The sequence below is a fragment of the Streptomyces sp. NPDC033216 genome (genome assembly GCF_055577115.1).
The window spans coordinates 23,422-41,830 of the sequence record NZ_JBVIQK010000010.1 but is presented as its reverse complement, the minus strand read 5'-3'; the positions used below and the strand labels follow the sequence as shown (position 1 = coordinate 41,830).

Genomic DNA, 18,409 nt, shown 5'->3' with positions numbered 1-18,409 from the left:
CGGAACCCGCCGGGCCCGACCGCGCCAGACACAGAAAGAGCAGAATGCCCCGCTTCAGCATCATCGTTCCGTCCCATGGGGTCGCCGGCCGGCTGCCCCTGGCGCTGGACTCCGTCCTCGGCCAGTCCTTCGGCGACTTCGAGCTGATCCCGGTCTGTGACGCGCCCGGCACCGCGGCCGCGGCCGTCGCCGCCGGGTACGCCGAGCGGGACAGCCGGGTGACGCCGGTGTTCTCGCCGCCGTCGGCGGGGCTCGCGGGAGCCCGCAACACCGGGGCGCGGGCGGCGACCGGCGCGTATCTGCTGTTCCTCGACGGTGACGACACCCTCGTGCCCGGCGCGCTGACCGCGCTGGACGCCCGGCTGACGGAGACGGGTGAGGTGGACGTCCTGTACGCCGAGCACGAGCGCGTCCCGTGGTGGGAGGGCGAGCCGGCCAACCCGGCGGCCCCGTTGTTCGCGAAGGCTCCCAAGGGCGCCTTCGCCCCCGCCGAGGCCCCCGAGGTGACCGGCGTGCAGCTGCCCGTGTGGAGCGCCGCCTACCGGCACGACTTCCTCACCGCGCAGGACCTCGCCTTCCCGGCCGGTCACTTCACGGACATCGGCTTCGGCGGCCTGGTCACCGTGCACGCCGAGCGGATCGCGGTGCTGCGCTCCGTCGTCGTACGGCATCTGCTGCGGCGGCAGGGAAGCCGGCTGAACCTGCCGGGCGAGCACCACGCCGACCTGCTGGAGCAGACGGACCTGGTCCTCACCAGGGCCGCCGAACGCGACTCCACCGGCGCCCTGTTCGCCCAGTTGTTCGCCGCCGTCCTGAAGACGGCCGCGCACCCGGCCCGGCTGCCCGCGTCCGGCCGCCGGGCCTTCTTCCGCCGGGCGACCGCGCTGTACCGGCGGCACCGGCCGGCCGGGTTCCGGCGGCCGGGCGGCAGTCTGGGGGTGCAGCACCGGCTGCTGGCGGCGGGGGCGTACACGGCGTTCCGTGCGCTGCGGGGCGCCAACCGGGCGGCGACGGCCGCCGTCCAGCGGGTCCCGCGCCCCCGCGGACTGCGCACCCGCCTGTACTACCGGCTCCAGCTGCGCCGCCGTATGGATCCCGACCTGGCGGTGTACTGCGCGTACTGGGGCCGTGGTTACGCGTGCAGCCCCGCCGCCATCCATGCCAAGGCCGCCGAACTCGCCCCGCACATCCGTTCGGTGTTCCTCGTCGAGCCCGACCAGGCGCACGCCATGCCACCGGGGGTCGAGCACGCCCTCATCGGCAGCCGCCGCGCCTGGCGGCTCCTCGCGCGAGCCAAGTACCTGGTCAACAACGCCAACTTCGCGGAGGGTGTGGTCAAGCGCGCCGGCAGCGTTCACGTGCAGACACAGCACGGCACCCCGCTGAAGAAGATGGGCGTGGACCAGGCGACGTACCCGGTGGTGGCGGCGGCGACCGGCAGCTTCACCAAGCTGCTGGGCCGCGTCGACCGCTGGGACTACAACCTGTCCTCCAACACCCACTCCACCCAGATGTGGGAACGCGCCTTCCCCGGCTCGTACGAACATCTGGAGTACGGCTATCCGCGCAACGACGTCTTCTGCACAGCGACCGCCGAGGACGTCGCCCGCGTCCGGCTCGAGCTGGGCGTCCCGGAGGGGAAGACGGCCGTGCTGTACGCGCCCACCCACCGCGACTACCGGACGGGCTTCGACCCGGGCCTGGACCTGGAGGCGTTCTGCGAGGCGGCGGGCGAGGACGTCGTCGTGCTGCTGCGGGCGCACTACTTCTACGACCGGGGCGCGCGGCAGGGCTCCGGCCGGATCATCGACGTGACCGGGCACCGCTCCTCCGAGGACGTGTGCCTGGCCGCCGACGCGCTGGTCACCGACTACTCGTCGATCATGTTCGACTACGCCAACCTGGACCGCCCGATCGTCGTGTACGCCGACGACTGGGACGTCTACACCGAGACGCGGGGCGTGTACTTCGACCTGATGGCGGCCCCGCCGGGCCCGGTCGCCCGCACGCCCGAGGAGCTGGCCCGCGTCTTCGCCGACGGCTCGTACGCCTCGGCGGCGTCCCGGTCGCTCAGAAGCGCCTTCCGGGCCCGTTTCTGCCAGTTCGACGACGGCCGGGCCGCCGAGCGCGTGGTGCGCCGGGTGCTGCTCGGCGAGCCGGCGGAGGCGATCCCGCCCGTGCGGCCGCTCGCCGAACGCGTCCCGGCTCCCGCCGCCTCCACCCTCGTAAGGAGCTGACCCCCGCAGTGCCCCGCTTCAGCATCATCGTCCCCTGCTTCAAGGTGCAGGGTTTCCTGCGCGAGTGCCTCGACTCGGTCCTGGAGCAGTCGTACCGGGATCTCGAGGTGATCGCCGTCGACGACCGCTCACCCGACGGCTGCGGCGCGATCCTCGACGAGTACGCGGCCCGCGACGACCGGGTGCGGGTCCTGCACCTGCCGGAGAACGCCGGCCTCGGCCGCGCCCGCAACGCGGGGCTGCCGCACGCGAGCGGCGACTACCTCCTCTTCCTCGACAGCGACGACACCCTCACGCCGGGCGCCCTGCGGGCCATGGCCGACCGCCTCGACGAGGCCGCCGACCCGGACGTGCTGGTCTTCGACTACGCCCGCACCTACTGGTGGGGCGGCACCCGCCGCAACGCCCTCGCGCACGTCCTCACCGACTGCGGGGACGCGACCTTCACGGCCGCCGAGCACCCGGAGATCCTCGATCTGCTGATGGTCGTGTGGAACAAGGTGTACCGGCGGGACTTCGTCGAGGGCAACGGCTTCCGATTCCCGCCCGGCTACTACGAGGACACTCCCTGGACCTTCCCGGTCATGCTCAGCGCACGGCGGATCGCCACGCTGGACCGGATCTGTCTGAACTACCGCCAGCGCCGCCAGGGCAACATCCTGTCCACCACCAGCCGCAAGCACTTCGACATCCACGACCAGTACGAACGGGTCTTCGCCTTCGTCGACTCCCGCCCCGAGCTGGAGAACTGGCGGCCCTATCTGCACCGCAAGATGGGCGAGCACTGCCTGGACATCCTCGCCAAGCCGGACCGGCTGCCCCCGTCCGACAGGAGCGAGTTCTTCCGCCGTACGGCCGCGCTGTTCGCCCGGCACCGTCCGGCGGGCCAGCCGGTGCCCGCCGAACTGCGCGTGCTGCGAGGACCGTACGCCGTCTACGTGGCCCGGCGGCAGGGCGCGCGGGCCGGGCGGGAGCTCGCCCGGCGTGCGGCGCAGGCACGGGGGGCGGCCGCGGGGCGCGTACGCCGGGGCGCGGGCGCCTTGCAGGCCAGGCGCCCGCTGGATCCGCGGCTGGTGGTCTACTCGGCGTTCTCGCACCGGGGCGTGCTCGGCGACCCGGGCGCCGTGTACCGCAAGGCACGCGAGATCGCCCCGCAGTTGCGCGGGGTGTGGGTCGTGCGGGACGAGGAGACGGCGGCCCGACTCCCCGAGGGGGTGGAGCACGTGCTGCTGGACTCCCCCGCGTACCGCCGGGTGACCGCGCGGGCCGGCTTCTTCGTCAACAACGTCAACTGGCCCGGCACGCTCGCCAAGCGCCCCGGCAGCGTCCATATCCACACCCATCAGGGGACCCCGCTCAAGTACATGGCGGCCGACCTGCTGGACCGGCCCGGCGCCCGGTACGGGGTGGACGTGCCGCAGATGCTGCGCCGCGCCGACCGCTGGGACCACAGCCTGGTCGCCAACCCGTACTCCGAGTTGGTGTGGGAGCGGGCCTACCCCTGCCACTTCATCTCGGCGCGCACCGGCAGTCCGCGCAACGACGTGCTGGTGACCGCCGACGCGCGGGCCGGGGCGCGGGCCCGCGCGCGCCTCGGGATCCCCGCGGACCACACGGTCGTGCTGTACGCGCCGACCCGCCGGGAGTACGTCCGCGGCGGTCACGTCGACCGGATCGACCTGGCCCGGTTCGCCGCCGACCTCGGCGACGGGCACACCCTGGTGGTGCGGCTGCACCCGTCCCTGGCGACCGGGCCCGCGCGCGGGATGGGCCTGTCCGAACTGCACCGGCGCGGGATCGTCGTCGACGCGACGGACGTCCCGGACGTCGAGGACGTGATGCTGGCGTCCGACGTCCTGGTCACCGACTATTCGGCCCTGATGTTCGACTACGCCAACCTGGACCGGCCGATCGTGGTGCACGCCGACGACTGGGCCGCCTACACGGCGAGCCGGGGCACCTACTTCGACATCACCGCCGAGGCGCCGGGCCATGTCTCCCGCAGCTACGGGGAGCTGGCCCGGCTGATGAGGTCGGGGAGCTGGCGCGACGAGGAGTCGGCGCGGCTGCGGGCCGGTTTCCGGGCGCGGTTCTGCGTGTTCGACGACGGGCGGGCCGCCGAACGGGTCGTCCGGACGCTGCTGCTCGGCGAGGAGATGACCGGCCCGGCCTCGCCGCGGGTGCCCGCCCCGGCCGTCGCGGGTGACGTGCTGGCGTCCAGGTGAGGCTGCGCCCTCGCGTCTGGGTCCTCGTCCTGGCCGTGGTGTACGCGCTGCTCCAGCTCGCGAACGTCACCGGCCGGGGCACCCCGGACAGCAAGAACTACTTGTCGTACGCGCTGAGTCTGCGCGGGGAGGGCAAGCACGAGGCGGCGGTCGCGACGATCGACTGGGCGTGCGAGGGGGAGGCGTCGATCGCGGCCCGCCGGCAGAGCGTGGACGTGGTGCGGTTCCACCGCGCCGACCCGACCGCCGCGGTCCTCGCCGAGTGCCGGGAGCGGGAGTGGCGCAACGTCGGGGCACGGCTGGCCGCGGGACAGACCGGCGGGCACACGGTGCCGTTCATGCCGGACCGCTTCATGCGGATCTTCGAGGCACGGCCGGGCTACCCGGTGTTCCTCGTGCCGTTCCTCACCCTGTTCGGCGTGACCTGGGGCATGTGGGCGGCGGGTGTCGCGGTGGCGGTGACCGGCGGGGTGCTGGTCTTCCTCGTTCTGCGCAGCCTGCGCGCACCGGCCGGCGTCTGTCTGACCGGGCAGACCCTGTACTACGTCCTGCCGTGTGGCACGACCGCCATGCGCCCGATGACCGAGGGCCTGCTGCTGGCGCTGACCCTGACGGCCGTGTGGGGCTGTGCGCTGGCGCTGGACGGGCGGGTGCGGGCCGGGGTCTGGCTGGTGGGCGGCGCGCTGGCCGCCCTGTTCACGGTGAAGCACTCGCAGGCCCTCTTCCTCGGGTTCGCCCTGGCGGGCGCGGGCGCGCTGTCGGCCGTGCGGGGTCGGCGGCGCGGACGGCCGGTGGGGCGCGGGGTGGTGGCGGTGGCCGTGACGGGGGCCGGCGGGGCGGTGGGGACGCTGCTGCTCGCGGGGCTGCTGCACCATCCGTCCGAGTCGGAGAGCCTTCAGGATCTGCTGACCCATCATTTCGCGCGGCCGGACCGGGAGCGGCCCTGGCCGGAGTTCTGGCAGCTCCAACAGCGGTTCTGGCCGGAGTGGCTGCGGCGGCAGTTGTGGGAGCCGCTGTTCCTGGCGGCGCTGGCGGCCGGGGCGTGGGGGGCGCTGCGCGGGCCGCGGCGGGCGTTCGGGGTGCTGCTGGTCGCCGCCGCGTCCACCGGGGTCCTGACCCAGGCCGGGCACCCCGACATCGCGATCTGGGGTGGGAGGCTGATCGTGCTGGTGTGGCTGCTGCCGGTGCTGGGGCTGCCGCTGCTGCTGGAGCCGCTGGTACGGGGCCGGGTGGCCCTGCCGGTGCAGGAACGGCCCGATCGGACTCACTCGATGAGGTGACGGACGCAAAGCTGTTGACGCGGGCGGGAACATACCGCCAATGCCCCTCTTTGTTCTGGTTCGATGAGCGTCGCCGTCCTGACCCGGCGTCCCGTGCGCGGCGCGACGGCGCTGTACGGCGGGCGCGGCCTGCGTCCGACCCCGTACCAGGTCTTCGGGTTCCTGTTCTGGCTGGTGATGTCGCTGGCGTACTGGCGGGTGCCGCTGTGCTGCGACGCCGGGCAGCACGCGGCGGTCGTCGAACGGCTGCGGGCCGACCTGCTCGACCCGCGCCACCCGACGGGCGACCTGCCGGGCGCGGGCAGCCCGTACTACTCGCCGTACGCGGTGGCACAGGGCGTGTTCGCGCGGCTGACCGGGCTGTCGGGCTGGGACGTGCTGCGGGTCGCCGGGCCGGTGAACCTGGCGGTGCTGCTGACCGGGATCGGCCGCTTCACGCGCGCGCTGACACCGCGGCCGTGGGCGCCGGTGCTGGCGGTGGCGGCCATGACCCTGCTGTGGGGCACCGAACGGGCCTGGTGGAGCGGCTATCTCGGCCTGATGTCGATGACGGGCAACCTCGGCTATCCGTCGACGTTCGCCATCGGGCTGGCGTTCTGGGCGTGGGCGTGGACGGCCACGCGCGCGCGTGACGCGCGAGCGGTGCGGTTCGTCGGTCCGAGCGGGCTGCGTGGTTACGCCGGGTACGCGGCGCTGGGCGCGCTGTACGGAGCGATCCTGCTGGTGCACCCGATCACGGCGGTCGCGGCGGTGACCGGTGGCCTGGCCTTCGTGGCGGGCCCCCAGCGCGGACGGCGCCCGGCGCTGGTGCTGCGCTGGGCCCTCACGGGCACGACGGCCCTGCTGGCCGCCGTCGCATGGCCGTACTTCGACGTGTTCTCGCTGGTCGGCGACGGCAGTGTCCACGCGATGCACCGGCGGCTGTACGAGGGGCTCGCCGGGCATTTCTGGCTGGCGCTGCTGGGCGTACCGGCGCTGTGTCTGCGGGGCCGCGGGAACGGCGTCCGAGATCCGCTCGTGGTGATGTTCGCCCTGGACTGTCTGGTGGTGGCGTACGGCTGGGTCAGCGGCCATTACACCTATGGGCGGATCCTCGGGCTCACGCTCGTGCCGCTCCAGTTCGCGCTCGCGGTGGAACTGGCGGCGCCCCGGCCGTGGGGCGCGGGGCGGCGGGTGCTGGGGGCGTTCGCGGCGGTCGCGGCCTGCGTCGGGTTCCTCACGGTGCACGCGGGGGCGGTGGTTCCGCGCACGGTGGACCCGGTCGGTTTCGCGCAGCCGCCGCGCTGGCCGGCGTACGACTGGGCCGCCCGGTACATGACGCCCGGCGAGGTGGTGATCGCCGACGGGTACTACGCCGTCCACATGATCGCCGGGTACGGTCCGAACCTCGCCGCCCCCGCCTGGCCGGACGCGGCCCTGGAGGAGCGGGAGCGGCTACGGCGGCTCGCGGACGTGCGCGCCTATCTGTCCCCGGAGTCGACCCGCGCCGAGCGGTCGGCGATCGTCCGCCGTCACCGCGTCCGCTGGCTGCTGCTCACGCGCTGGCACCGGGTGCCCGAGGAGGCCGTGGTGGTGGCGTGGAGCCGGGAGACGGGTGAGGTGCTGGCGCGGGTCGCTCCGTGACGGCGGTCACTCGATGACGAGGTCGACCTCGATGTTGCCGCGGGTGGCGTTGGAGTACGGGCAGACCTGGTGGGCCTGCTCGACCAGCTTGCGGCCGGTCGCCTCGTCCACGCTGTCCGGCAGCTCGACGCGCAGGGCGACCTTGAGGCCGAAGCCCTCGCCCTGCTTGCCTATGCCGACCTCGGCGGTGACGGCGGCGTCGGACAGGTCGACCTTCGCCTGCCGGCCGACCAGGCCGAGGGCGCTGCCGAAACACGCCGCGTATCCGGCGGCGAACAGCTGCTCGGGGTTGGTGCCCTGACCGTCGCCGCCCAGCTCCACCGGCATGGCCAGGCCGAGGTCGATCTTGCCGTCGGAGGAGACGGTGCGGCCCTCGCGGCCGTGGGTGGCGGTGGCGACTGCGGTGTAGAGCGCGTCCATGGATGAACCATCCCTCTGTGAAGTCTGTGGTCGGGGTGAGCAGCCCTCGCGCCGTTCACGTCCGGGCGGCCTCACGGCGATAAGTAGAGCACACGATTTAATTGCACACAACTGAATGGTTGACGAGAGTTACCCTGGAGGCATGACTCCGATGTCGTCCCCCGCAGCCGCTGCCGCCGCTGCCGGCTCCGAGGAGCAGGACTGGCTGCGCCTGGACAGCCAGATCTGCTTCTCCCTCCAGGCCGCCTCGCGCGCCTTCAACGGCGTCTACCGCGTGATCCTGAAGGACCTCGGGCTCACCTACCCGCAGTACCTGGTGATGCTCGTCCTCTGGGAGCGCGGCGAGCTGCCCGTCAAGACGCTGGGCGAGCACCTGCGCCTGGACTCCGGCACACTCTCCCCGCTGCTCAAGCGGCTGGAGTCGGCGGGCCTGGTGCGACGCGAGCGCAGCGCCGTCGACGAGCGCTCGGTGGAGGTCCGGCTCACCGAGGAGGGCGCGGCGCTGCGCGGGCGAGCGCTGCGGGTGCCGCGCCGGATCGTCGCCGCGACCGGTCTGGGCCTGGAGGAGATCGGCGATCTGCGCGAACGCCTCGATCGGCTCACCACCGCGCTGGACGGGGCCGCCCGGCAGGAGGACCTGGGCGAGGAGGGGTGAGCCGGGCCGGGCGGCGACCGGGGGCGACCGGTGACGAGGACGTCCGGAGACCAGGAGCGTCCGGGAGTGGGAGTGCCGGCCGGGGAGCGAGGGTCCACCGGGGAGCGAGGGTTGTCCACAGGCTCTGCGGGAGCGCGCGGCGCCTGCTTCACTGTGAGGCGACCCCCTTGCGGGGCTATTGGCGGGTTTCTCCCATGAAAACCCACCACCACTCACGAGGCAGACGAACCACTCATCGACGAGGGGGAGACCGGGACATGACCTGGCTGATCACGGGCGGCGCCGGCTACATCGGGGCGCACGTCGTACGGGCGATGACCGAGGCGGGCGAGCGTGCGGTGGTGTACGACGACCTGTCCACCGGCGTCGCCGAGCGCGTGCCGGCCGGGGTGCCGCTCGTGGTGGGCTCGACGCTGGACGGTCCGCTGGTCTCCCGCACCCTCGCCGAACACGCCGTCACCGGGGTCGTCCATCTGGCGGGGAAGAAGCAGGTGGGCGAGTCGGTGCACCGGCCCCTGCACTACTACCGGGAGAACGTGGAAGGGCTGCGCGTCCTGCTCGAAGCGGTCACCGCGGCCGAGGTTCCGTCGTTCGTGTTCTCCTCCTCGGCCGCCGTCTACGGCACGCCGGACGGCGACCTGGTCACGGAGGAGACCCCGTGCGTACCGATCTCCCCCTACGGCGAGACGAAGCTGGTCGGGGAGTGGCTGGTCCGCGCGGCCGGCCGGGCCGGCGGCCTGTCCACGGCCTCGCTGCGGTACTTCAACGTGGCCGGCGCGGCCGGCCCCGAGCTGGCCGACACCGGCGTGTCCAACCTGGTTCCCATGGTCTTCGAGCGCCTCACCCAGGACGCGGCGCCCCGCATCTTCGGCGACGACTACCCCACGCCCGACGGCACCTGCGTGCGGGACTACATCCACGTGGTGGACCTGGCGGAGGCCCACGTCGCCGCGGCGCACGCCCTCCGGGCCTCCTCCGGGCAGGACCTCACCCTCAACATCGGCCGCGGGGAGGGCGTCTCCGTCCGCGAGATGATCGACCGCGTCAACGCCGTCACGGGCTACGGCCGCCCCCCGACGGTCACCCCGCGCCGTCCCGGCGACCCGGCCCGCGTCGTCGCCGCCGCCGACCGCATCGCAGCGGTCCTGGGCTGGAAGGCCAGGCTCGACGTCCAGGACATGATCACCTCGGCCTGGGAGGGCTGGGTACGGCTGCACCCCGAGGCGGCTCGGGTGTGACGACGGCGCAGCGGCCCCGACGCGCCTGCGCGTTGGTCGAGCCCGCCGGCCCCGGTTCCCCGCGGTGGCCGCTGTGCTCCGCGGGAGGTCCGGGTTCAGGCACGACGTTGCCGACGCGCTTGCTCACCTCCGTGATGACGTCGGCGGCAGGCCCGGCCCTCCCCAGCAGGGCGTTGTCCTCGCCATCACGACTCCCGTGCGGCTCCGGTCACGGCGCGCCGAGCCCTTCCCTCAGAGCGCCTTGATCGCCTCGGCGGTGGCCCGCGACAGCGCGCCCAGATACCCCTTGGGCAGCTTCGGGCTGCGGATCACCACCGACCGCCAGTAGAGCGGACCGGAGATCAGGTCGAGCGCCAACTCGTCATCCAGTTCTGCGCGCACCTCACCGCGCTGCGTCGCCGCCGCCACGATCTTCAGGGCGACGCCCTCCTGCCCGTCCCGCAGCGCCTTCTGCATGGCCTCGGCGATCTCCGGGTTGCGGGCCGCCTCGGCCTGGAGGTCCGGGATGATCTGCGAGGCCACCGGATGCCGCAGCGCCCGCGACGTCACCTCGTACAGGACCCGCAGATCGCCTTCGAGGCTGCCCGTCTCCGGGGCCGGCAGGCCCTGTACGGCGATCGCCGAGACGATGTCGAGGACCAGGTGCAGCTTGGAGCGCCACCGCCGGTACACGGCGGTCTTGCCCACGCCGGCACGGCGGGCGATGCCCTCGATGGACATCCGCGCGTAGCCGACGGTCGCCAATTCCTCGAACACGGCCGCCCGGATGGCCTCCGTCACGTCCTCCCGGAGCACGGCCGCCCCCGCGGGGGCCCGGCGGCGAGGACGCGTCTGGGGCCCGTCGGCGTTCGTCGTCATGCGGACCAGCATAGGGCGTGACGACGATACGGGCCCGTCCCTACGCAATGCGGCTGGGCGTCACGACGGCACGGTGGCGCCGCCGCGCGGTCCGCGGCGCGCCGTCGCTGCCGGACCGTGGTGCCGTCGCCGCCGGACCCTGACGCCCTCACCGCCGGAACTCGGCACGCCGCCCCCGCCGGACCCTGGCGCCGTCACGCCGCGCCCTGGCGCCGCCCCCGCCGGACCCTGGCACGCCGCCACCGCCGGCCCGTAGTGCGGCTTCGCCGCCCGGTCGCGGTGCGCCGTCGTGGCGACGGGTTCGTGCCGGGCGTCGGACCCATCGTCGCGACGTGACGGTCTCGTCGCGACGACGATTCCGTCTCGTCCCGGCGTCGGCTCGGTCTCGTTGCCGCCTCGGAACGGTCTCGCCGCCGCAACGCACCCGCACCGCCGTGACGACGGAACGGTTGCGTTCCGACGCCGACTCGGCCTACGCTCACGTTGCGACGATACGGTGCCGTCCCGACGTAAGAAAACGTGAAGAGAAGCGTAAGGAAACGCCGGCCGCCCGCGGGACGGCGGACGCGCGCACCCCACCCCCGAGTGAAAGCAGCGGATGTGAGTCAGGTCCTCCACACACCGCCCCAGGCGCGGGCCGAGGCCCATGAAGACCTCGCGGCCCTCGCGGCCCGGCACGGCCTCTCGGTCAGCGGTGCCCGCCCCTCCCTGCCCGAGTACATCCGGCAGCTGTGGGCGCGCCGCCACTTCATCACCGCGTTCGCCACGGCCAAGCTCACCGCGCAGTACAGCCAGGCGAAGCTGGGCCAGGTCTGGCAGGTGATGACCCCGCTGCTGAACGCGGCCGTGTACTACTTCATCTTCGGCGTCCTGCTCCAGACCAAGAAGAACGTCCCGGACTACATCCCGTTCCTGGTGACAGGGGTGTTCATCTGGACGTTCACGCAGAGTTCGATCATGGCGGGCACCAAGGCGATCTCGGGCAACATCGGCCTGGTGCGGGCGCTGCACTTCCCCCGCGCCGCGCTGCCGATCTCGTTCTGCCTCCAGCAGCTGCAACAACTGCTGTTCTCGATGGCCGCCCTCGTGTTGATCCTCCTCGTCGTGGGGGTGCCGCCGGCCGTCTCCTGGCTGCTCGCGATCCCGGCGCTGCTGCTCCAGTTCACCTTCAACGCGGGCGTCTCGATGATCCTGGCGCGCCTCGGCGCGAAGACGCCGGACATCGCTCAGCTGATGCCGTTCGTCCTGCGCACGTGGATGTACGTCTCGGGCGTGATGTGGAGCATCGACATCCTGCTCAGCAAGCACAGCGACCTGCCGTCCTGGGTCGCCGACGTGCTGCGGGCCAACCCGACGGCCATCTACATCGACCTGATGCGGTTCGCGCTGATCGACAGCTTCCACGCCGACAACCTGCCGCCGCACGTGTGGGCGACCGCGGTCGGGTGGGCCCTGCTGGCGGGCGTCGGCGGTTTCATCTACTTCTGGAAGGCTGAGGAGACGTACGGCCGTGGCTGACAACGCAACGCTCACCGACACGACCGGCACCGGCGGCGCCGCCGAGCCCGTCCCCACCGTCGTCGCCGACCGCGTCGACATCGTCTACCGCGTCAACGGCACCACCGGAGGGCGCGGTTCCGCCACCGCCGCCCTGAACCGCATCGTGCGCCGCAAGAAGACCGAGAAGGCGGCGGGTGTCCGCACGGTGCACGCCGTCAGGAACGTCTCCTTCGTGGCGTACAAGGGCGAGGCGATCGGCCTGATCGGCACCAACGGCTCGGGCAAGTCGACACTGCTCAAGGCCGTCGCGGGCCTGCTGCCGGTGGAGAACGGCAGGATCTACACCGACGGCCAGCCGTCCCTCCTCGGCGTGAACGCTGCCCTGATGAGCGACCTGACCGGCGAGCGCAACGTCTACCTCGGCGGCCTGGCCATGGGCATGACCCGAGAGCAGATCAAGGAGCGCTACCAGGACATCGTCGATTTCTCGGGCATCAACGAGAAGGGCGACTTCATCTCCCTGCCCATGCGCACCTACTCCTCCGGCATGGGTTCCCGGCTGCGGTTCTCCATCGCCGCCGCCAAGGACCACGACGTCCTCCTCATCGACGAGGCGCTGGCCACGGGTGACGCGAAGTTCCGGCAGCGGTCGGCGGACCGCATCCGGGCCATGCGCGAGCACGCCGGCACGGTCTTCCTGGTCAGCCACAGCAACAGTTCGATCCGCGAGACCTGCGAGCGGGTGCTCTGGCTGGAACGCGGCGAGCTGCGTATGGACGGCCCGACCGAGGAGGTCCTCAAGGAGTACGAGGCGTTCACGGAGCCGAAGAAGAAGCCGCGCCCGGCGGCGGCGAAGGCCTGACGGCCCGCACAGCGGCCAGGCAGCAGGAAGGGGGGTGCCCCCGAGCCGCACGGCTCGGGGGCACCCCCCTTCCACGGCTCTACGAGTGCGTACGCAGCAGCGTCCGCATGGTCCGCATCGCCACCGACAGGTTGGCGAGGTCGAAGGTCTCCGAGCTCTGGATCTCCTCCAGCGTGGTGCGTGCCCGGCTCAGGATCGCCGCGTTGTTCTGCTCCCACGCCTTGAAGCGCTGCTCGGGCGTCGAGGTGCCGTTGCCGGCGGCCAGGACGTCCGCGGTGAGCGCCGCGTGGGCCGCGTACAGGTCCTCCCGGATGGAGGCGCGGGCCATGGACTGCCAGCGGTCGGCGCGCGGCAGCTCGATGATGCGGTCCATGAGCTGGGTGATGTGCAGCCGGTCGGCGAGGTCGTAGTACACCTCGGCGACGTCCAGCGGGTCCCGGCCCATGCGGTCGGCCACCGACACGATGTCGAGCGCCGGGAACACCGACGAGAACCCGGCGACCCGGTTGGCGACCTCGTCGGGCACTCCGGCGCCGGTCAGCTCGTCGGAGATCTGCTGCCACCACTCCAGGTCCGCGCCGCGCAGCAGCTTCGTCAGCTGCCCCCAGACCTGCTCGACCCGGTCGGCGAAGAAGTCGACGGTCTCGGCGAGTGCCACCGGCTGCGGCCGGTTGTTGAGCAGCCAGCGCGTGCCGCGTTCGACCAGGCGGCGCGAGTGCAGCCGGATGCGGGTCTGGACGTCGGCCTCGACCTGGTTGTCGAGGGCCTCGACCGCGTCCCACACGGGCGCCGAGCGGAAGATCGCCCGAGCCGCGGTCTGCGCCCGCACGATCTCCTCCAGCGAGGCGCCGGTCTCCTCCCGCAGACGGTGCAGGTAGGTCGTACCGCCGGTGTTGACGGTGTCGTTGACCAGGACCGTCGTGGTGATCTCGCGGCGCAGCGGGTGGTTCTCGATCTGCTCGGCGAACCGCTCACGCAGCGCGGTCGGGAAGTAGGCGTGCAGCAGTCCGCGCAGGTAGGGGTCCTCGGGCAGCGAGGTGCGCAGCAGCTCGTCCGACACCGTGATCTTGGTGTATGCCATGAGGACGGCCGTCTCCGGCCCGGTCAGGCCGTGGCCGGAGCTGAGGCGCTCGCGGATCTGCCGGTCGGTGGGCAGGAACTCCAGTGCCCGGTCGAGGTGGCCCTCACGGACCAGGTGGCGCATGAAGCGCTGCTGGGCGTGGAGCATGTCCTTGGACTGGGCGAGGGCGTTCGCGATGGCGGTGTTCTGCGCGTAGTTGTTGCGCAGGACGAGCCCGCCCACCTCGTCGGTCATCTCGGCGAGCAGCTTGTTGCGCTGCTTGACCGTCATGTCGCCGTCCGTGACCAGACCGTTGAGCAGGATCTTGATGTTCACCTCGTGGTCGGAGGTGTCCACGCCGGCGCTGTTGTCGATGGCATCGGTGTTGATCTTGCCGCCGCCGCGCGCGTACTCGATCCGGCCGAGCTGGGTCAGGCCCAGGTTGCCGCCCTCGCCGACGACCCTGGCGCGCAGGTCGGCGCCGTCGACGCGGATGGCGTCGTTCGCCTTGTCGCCGACGTCGGCGTTCGACTCCGCCGACGACTTCACGTACGTGCCGATGCCGCCGTTCCACAGCAGGTCCACCGGCGCCTTGAGGATGGCCTTCATCAGGTCGGCCGGGGTCACCTTGGTGACCTTGTCGTCGATGCCGAGGGCCGCCCGGATGTGCGCGTTGACGGGAATCGCCTTCGCCGTGCGCGGAAAGACGCCGCCGCCCGCCGACAGCAGCGCCGTGTCGTAGTCGGCCCAGCTGGAGCGGGGCAGCTCGAACAGGCGGCGGCGCTCGGCGTAGGAGGTCGCCGCGTCGGGCTCGGGGTCGATGAAGATGTGCCGGTGGTCGAAGGCGGCGACGAGCCGGATGTGCTCGGAGAGCAGCATGCCGTTGCCGAACACGTCACCGGACATGTCACCGATGCCGACGACCGTGAAGTCCTCGACCTGCGTGTTCACGCCCAGCTCGCGGAAGTGGCGCTTCACGGACTCCCAGGCGCCGCGCGCGGTGATGCCCATCGCCTTGTGGTCGTAACCCGCGGAGCCACCGGAGGCGAAGGCGTCGCCGAGCCAGAAGTCGTAGGACTGCGCGACCTCGTTGGCGATGTCGGAGAACGTCGCCGTGCCCTTGTCGGCGGCGACCACGAGATAGGTGTCGTCCTCGTCGTGCCGGACGACGTCGGCCGGCGGCACGACCACCCCGGCGACCATGTTGTCGGTGATGTCGAGCAGCGCCGAGATGAACGTCCGGTAGCTGGCGATGCCCTCGGCGAGCCACGCGTCGCGGTCGACGGCCGGGTCCGGCAGCTGCTTGGCGACGAAACCGCCCTTCGCGCCGACCGGCACGATGACGGTGTTCTTCACCATCTGCGCCTTGACCAGACCGAGGACCTCGGTGCGGAAGTCCTCACGCCGGTCCGACCAGCGAAGACCGCCGCGCGCGACCTTCCCGAACCGCAGGTGCACGCCCTCCACCTGCGGCGAGTACACCCAGATCTCGAACGCGGGGCGCGGCGCCGGCAGGTCGGGAATGGCCTGCGGGTCGAACTTCATCGACACGTAGTCGTGCGGGGTGCCGTCCGCGGTGTGCTGGAAGAAGTTCGTGCGCAGCGTCGCCTTGATGACGGTGAGGAAGGACCGCAGGATCCGGTCCTCGTCGAGGGAGGCCACCTGGTCGAGGGCGGCCTCCAGCTCCTCCAGCAGCGCGTCGACGATCTCGAGTCCGGCGCGCTGCCGGTCGGGCGACATCCGCGCCTCGAACAGCGAGACGAGCAGCCGGGTGGTGTGGACGTTCGTCCGGAGGGTGTCCTCCATGTAGTCCTGGCTGAAGGTGGAACCGGCCTGGCGCAGGTACTTCGCGTACGCCCGCAGGACCATCGCCTGCCGCCAGGTGAGCCCGGCGCTGAGCACGAGGGCGTTGAAGCTGTCGTTCTCCGCCTTGCCGGTCCAGGTCGCGGCGAACGCCTCCTGGAACCGCTCGCGTCCGTCGTCACCGAGCTGGTCGCCGGCGCCGCCGCCCAGCGACTTCGGCAGCCGCAGGCCGAAGTCGTAGATCCAGGCGACACTGCGGTCGGAGCAGCGCAGCTCGTACGGCCGCTCGTCGATGACCTCGACGCCGAGGCGGTTGAGCACCGGCAGCACCGCCGACAGGGAGATCGAGTCCCCCTTGCGGTAGATCTTGAAGCGGCGCTCGTCGGGAGCGGCGCCCACCGGCTCGTACAGGCTGAGGGAGAAGTTCTGCTCCTCGGTGAGCCGCTCGATGTGGACCAGGTCGGCGACCGCGGAGCGCGGGGTGTGGTCGGCCTTGTAGCCCTCCGTGAAGGCGTGGTTGTAGCGGCGCAGCAGCTCCGCCGTCCGCTCCTCGCCGAGTTCGGCGTTGAGCGCGTCCTGGAAGGCGTCGGCCCAGGAGCGGGCCGCCTCGACGAGCCGCGCCTCGATGCGCTCCTTGTCACCGTCGGACAGCTCCGGCAGCTCGGTGCCCTGCGGGACCCGGACGACGAAGTGCAGACGGGAGAGGATCGACTCGGTGTTCCAGGCGGTGAAGTCGACGCTGGTGCCGCCCAGTTCCTCCTTGAGGATGTCGATGATCCGCAGCCTCACCCCGGTGGTGTAGCGGTCGCGCGGCAGGTAGACGAGAGCCGAGTAGTAGCGGCCGTACTCGTCCTGGCGCAGGTAGAGCCGCAGCCGGCGCCGCTCCTGGAGGTAGAGCACGGACGTGACGATGGAGCGCAGTTCGTCGACCGGCGTCTGGAACAGCTCGTCTCGCGGGTAGGTCTCCATGATCTGGAGCAGGTCGCGCCCGTCGTGGCTGTTGGGCGAGAAGCCGGCGCCCTTCAGCACGCTGTCGACCTTGCGCCGCACGACCGGCACGCGCAGCACGGACTCCGTGTAGGCGGCGGAGGAGAACAGCCCGAGGAACCGGCGTTCACCGACGACGTTCCCCTCGGCGTCGAACTTCTTGACGCCGATGTAGTCCAGGTACGACGGCCGGTGCACGGTCGCCCGGCTGTTGGCCTTGGTCAGGATGAGCAGCTTGTGCTCGCGCGCCTTGGCGCGGGCGTCGGCCGGGAGCCGCTCGAAGGAGGGGCTGACGGGGTGGGTGTCACCTTCGGCGTGATGCGGGTCGGCGCGCAGGATGCCGAGCCCGGTGCCGGGGACGGCCGCGAGGGAGTCGTCCTCGCGCAGCTGGTACTCCCGGTAGCCGAGGAAGGTGAAGTGGTTGTCGGCCAGCCAGCGCAGCAGCTCGCGGGCCTCTTCCGCGTCGGGCGCGGTCAGGTCGCCGGGCACGGGCTCGCCCGGCAGGTCGTCGGCGATCCGCAGGGCGGCGTCGCGCATCTTCTCCCAGTCCTCGACGGCCTCACGGACGTCGGACAGGACGCGCAGCAGGTCGGCGGTGATCTGCTTGAGGTCGGCGCGGTCGGTCTCGCGGTCCGTCTCGACGTGGATCCAGGACTCGATGTGCCCGTCGTGCGGCAGGTCGGCGGCGGCCGGGGGTGTCTCGAGCACCTCGATGAGCCGGCCGGTGACGTCGCGGCGGACGACGACCTGCGGGTGGATGACGAGGTGGATCCCGCGGCCCTGACGGGTCAGCTCGTTCGTCACGGAGTCCACGAGGAAGGGCATGTCGTCGGTGACGACCTCGACGACGGAGTGGCTGCACGTCCAGCCGTTCTCCTCGACGGTCGGCGTGTGGACGCGTACGTTCGCGGTGCCCTGGGGCCGGTTCTCGGCCAGCCGGTAGTGCGAGAAAGCGGCTCCGAAGACGTCGACCGGGTCGCGGTCGACGAGGTCCTCCGGAGCGGTGTGCAGGTAGTAGCGCTGGAGGAACGACAGCACGGACGCGTGGTCCGGTGTGCCCGGGATCCCCGGACCGCCCTCGCCCGTCGTCCCGGTCGGTAGGTGCCCCCCGACCGGACTGTTCTCAGCGACCCGGGCCGCCCGTTCGAGCAGCTCGGCCTTGGCTTCGTCCAGCTTGGTCTGCATTGTCCTCTGGCTCCTGTCGCGCGCCGTTGCGTGACGTAGAAGGAAGTACGGTCTCTTCCCCTGCGGCTCGACGCCACGGCCCGGGGTCTCCGGGCTGCTTTGACGCTATGCCGCAGGACGAGAGCGGCGGGGGGTGATCGGCCATTCCCGACATGCCCCACGGGTGTGACGCTGCTCTCCGCGCCGCCTGCTCAGGGGATGGGTACGGCGTCCTGGGGGCCCCGGTGGCCCCGTCCCGCCCGCGAGGACCAGCGACTGACGCCCGGCTGCGGATGTCGTCCGCACGCACCGGGCGCGGGGCAGGGGCCACCGCACCCCCGCGAGCTATCGCGCTGATCACGCCACCAGGCTATCGCTCCTCACGGGGGGCCCGTCATGAGCCGTATGTGTACAAAACCGGGGGTGGAAGTTTGACGTTCTGCACAGGAGTGCGGTGGGGGTGGTGTGTGAAGGGGCCGGGGCGCGGGGGCGCACGG

Annotated in this window: 11 protein-coding genes; 8 read left to right on the top strand and 3 right to left on the bottom strand. The window is 72.0% G+C overall.

Annotated elements, in window-relative coordinates; translation table 11 throughout:
* Positions 1–44: 44 nt before the first annotated feature.
* From ACZ5Y0_RS19745 to ACZ5Y0_RS19730, 4 genes are all read left to right on the top strand, one after another.
* Complete coding sequence (locus ACZ5Y0_RS19745) at positions 45–2,237, top strand: bifunctional glycosyltransferase family 2 protein/CDP-glycerol:glycerophosphate glycerophosphotransferase (RefSeq protein WP_469129967.1); 2,193 nt, start codon at positions 45–47, stop codon at positions 2,235–2,237.
* Positions 2,238–2,245: 8 nt separating this feature from the next.
* Positions 2,246–4,462: a bifunctional glycosyltransferase/CDP-glycerol:glycerophosphate glycerophosphotransferase gene (locus ACZ5Y0_RS19740; protein ID WP_469129966.1), complete on the top strand. Its 2,217-nt coding sequence runs from the start codon at positions 2,246–2,248 to the stop codon at positions 4,460–4,462.
* A 2-nt stretch (positions 4,463–4,464) separates the two neighbouring features.
* Positions 4,465–5,742, top strand: coding sequence for a hypothetical protein (locus tag ACZ5Y0_RS19735; protein ID WP_469130148.1), 1,278 nt, complete (start codon positions 4,465–4,467; stop codon positions 5,740–5,742).
* Between the two features lie 63 nt (positions 5,743–5,805).
* The gene (locus tag ACZ5Y0_RS19730) at positions 5,806–7,365 is read left to right on the top strand and encodes a hypothetical protein (protein WP_469129965.1); all 1,560 of its coding nucleotides are present in this window, start codon (positions 5,806–5,808) and stop codon (positions 7,363–7,365) included.
* A 6-nt stretch (positions 7,366–7,371) separates the two neighbouring features.
* Here the strand turns inward: ACZ5Y0_RS19730 and ACZ5Y0_RS19725 are convergent, their stop codons facing one another.
* Positions 7,372–7,785 (bottom strand): organic hydroperoxide resistance protein, encoded by a 414-nt coding sequence (locus ACZ5Y0_RS19725; protein ID WP_469129964.1) that lies wholly within the window; start codon positions 7,783–7,785, stop codon positions 7,372–7,374.
* Positions 7,786–7,927: 142 nt separating this feature from the next.
* Between ACZ5Y0_RS19725 and ACZ5Y0_RS19720 the strand changes: the two genes are divergently transcribed.
* A complete protein-coding gene (locus tag ACZ5Y0_RS19720; RefSeq protein ID WP_469129963.1) occupies positions 7,928–8,440 on the top strand; it encodes a MarR family winged helix-turn-helix transcriptional regulator in 513 nt (170 codons plus the stop codon).
* A 257-nt stretch (positions 8,441–8,697) separates the two neighbouring features.
* Complete coding sequence (galE, locus tag ACZ5Y0_RS19715; RefSeq protein ID WP_469129962.1) at positions 8,698–9,678, top strand: UDP-glucose 4-epimerase GalE; 981 nt, start codon at positions 8,698–8,700, stop codon at positions 9,676–9,678.
* Positions 9,679–9,909: 231 nt separating this feature from the next.
* On the opposite strand, the gene ACZ5Y0_RS19710 is transcribed toward galE, so the two are convergent.
* Positions 9,910–10,548: a TetR/AcrR family transcriptional regulator gene (locus ACZ5Y0_RS19710; RefSeq protein ID WP_469129961.1), complete on the bottom strand. Its 639-nt coding sequence runs from the start codon at positions 10,546–10,548 to the stop codon at positions 9,910–9,912.
* Between the two features lie 588 nt (positions 10,549–11,136).
* Between ACZ5Y0_RS19710 and ACZ5Y0_RS19705 the strand changes: the two genes are divergently transcribed.
* Both ACZ5Y0_RS19705 and ACZ5Y0_RS19700 read left to right on the top strand, forming a co-directional pair.
* Positions 11,137–12,054: an ABC transporter permease gene (locus ACZ5Y0_RS19705; protein WP_469129960.1), complete on the top strand. Its 918-nt coding sequence runs from the start codon at positions 11,137–11,139 to the stop codon at positions 12,052–12,054.
* The gene (locus ACZ5Y0_RS19700; protein WP_469129959.1) at positions 12,047–12,898 is read left to right on the top strand and encodes an ABC transporter ATP-binding protein; all 852 of its coding nucleotides are present in this window, start codon (positions 12,047–12,049) and stop codon (positions 12,896–12,898) included. Before ACZ5Y0_RS19705 ends, ACZ5Y0_RS19700 begins: the two co-directional genes overlap by 8 nt.
* A gap of 79 nt (positions 12,899–12,977) precedes the next feature.
* Here ACZ5Y0_RS19700 and ACZ5Y0_RS19695 read toward each other — a convergent pair whose 3' ends face one another.
* Positions 12,978–17,933, bottom strand: coding sequence for an NAD-glutamate dehydrogenase (locus ACZ5Y0_RS19695; protein WP_469129958.1), 4,956 nt, complete (start codon positions 17,931–17,933; stop codon positions 12,978–12,980).
* Positions 17,934–18,409: the final 476 nt, after the last annotated feature.

Coding starts and splice junctions, on each gene's coding strand:
- ACZ5Y0_RS19745 (WP_469129967.1), top strand. CDS start 45: ATGCCCCGCTTCAGCATCATCGTTCCGTCCCATGGGGTCGCCGGCCGG.
- ACZ5Y0_RS19730 (WP_469129965.1), top strand. CDS start 5,806: ATGAGCGTCGCCGTCCTGACCCGGCGTCCCGTGCGCGGCGCGACGGCG.
- ACZ5Y0_RS19725 (WP_469129964.1), bottom strand. CDS start 7,785: ATGGACGCGCTCTACACCGCAGTCGCCACCGCCACCCACGGCCGCGAG.
- ACZ5Y0_RS19720 (WP_469129963.1), top strand. CDS start 7,928: ATGACTCCGATGTCGTCCCCCGCAGCCGCTGCCGCCGCTGCCGGCTCC.
- galE (WP_469129962.1), top strand. CDS start 8,698: ATGACCTGGCTGATCACGGGCGGCGCCGGCTACATCGGGGCGCACGTC.
- ACZ5Y0_RS19710 (WP_469129961.1), bottom strand. CDS start 10,548: ATGCTGGTCCGCATGACGACGAACGCCGACGGGCCCCAGACGCGTCCT.
- ACZ5Y0_RS19695 (WP_469129958.1), bottom strand. CDS start 17,933: ATGCAGACCAAGCTGGACGAAGCCAAGGCCGAGCTGCTCGAACGGGCG.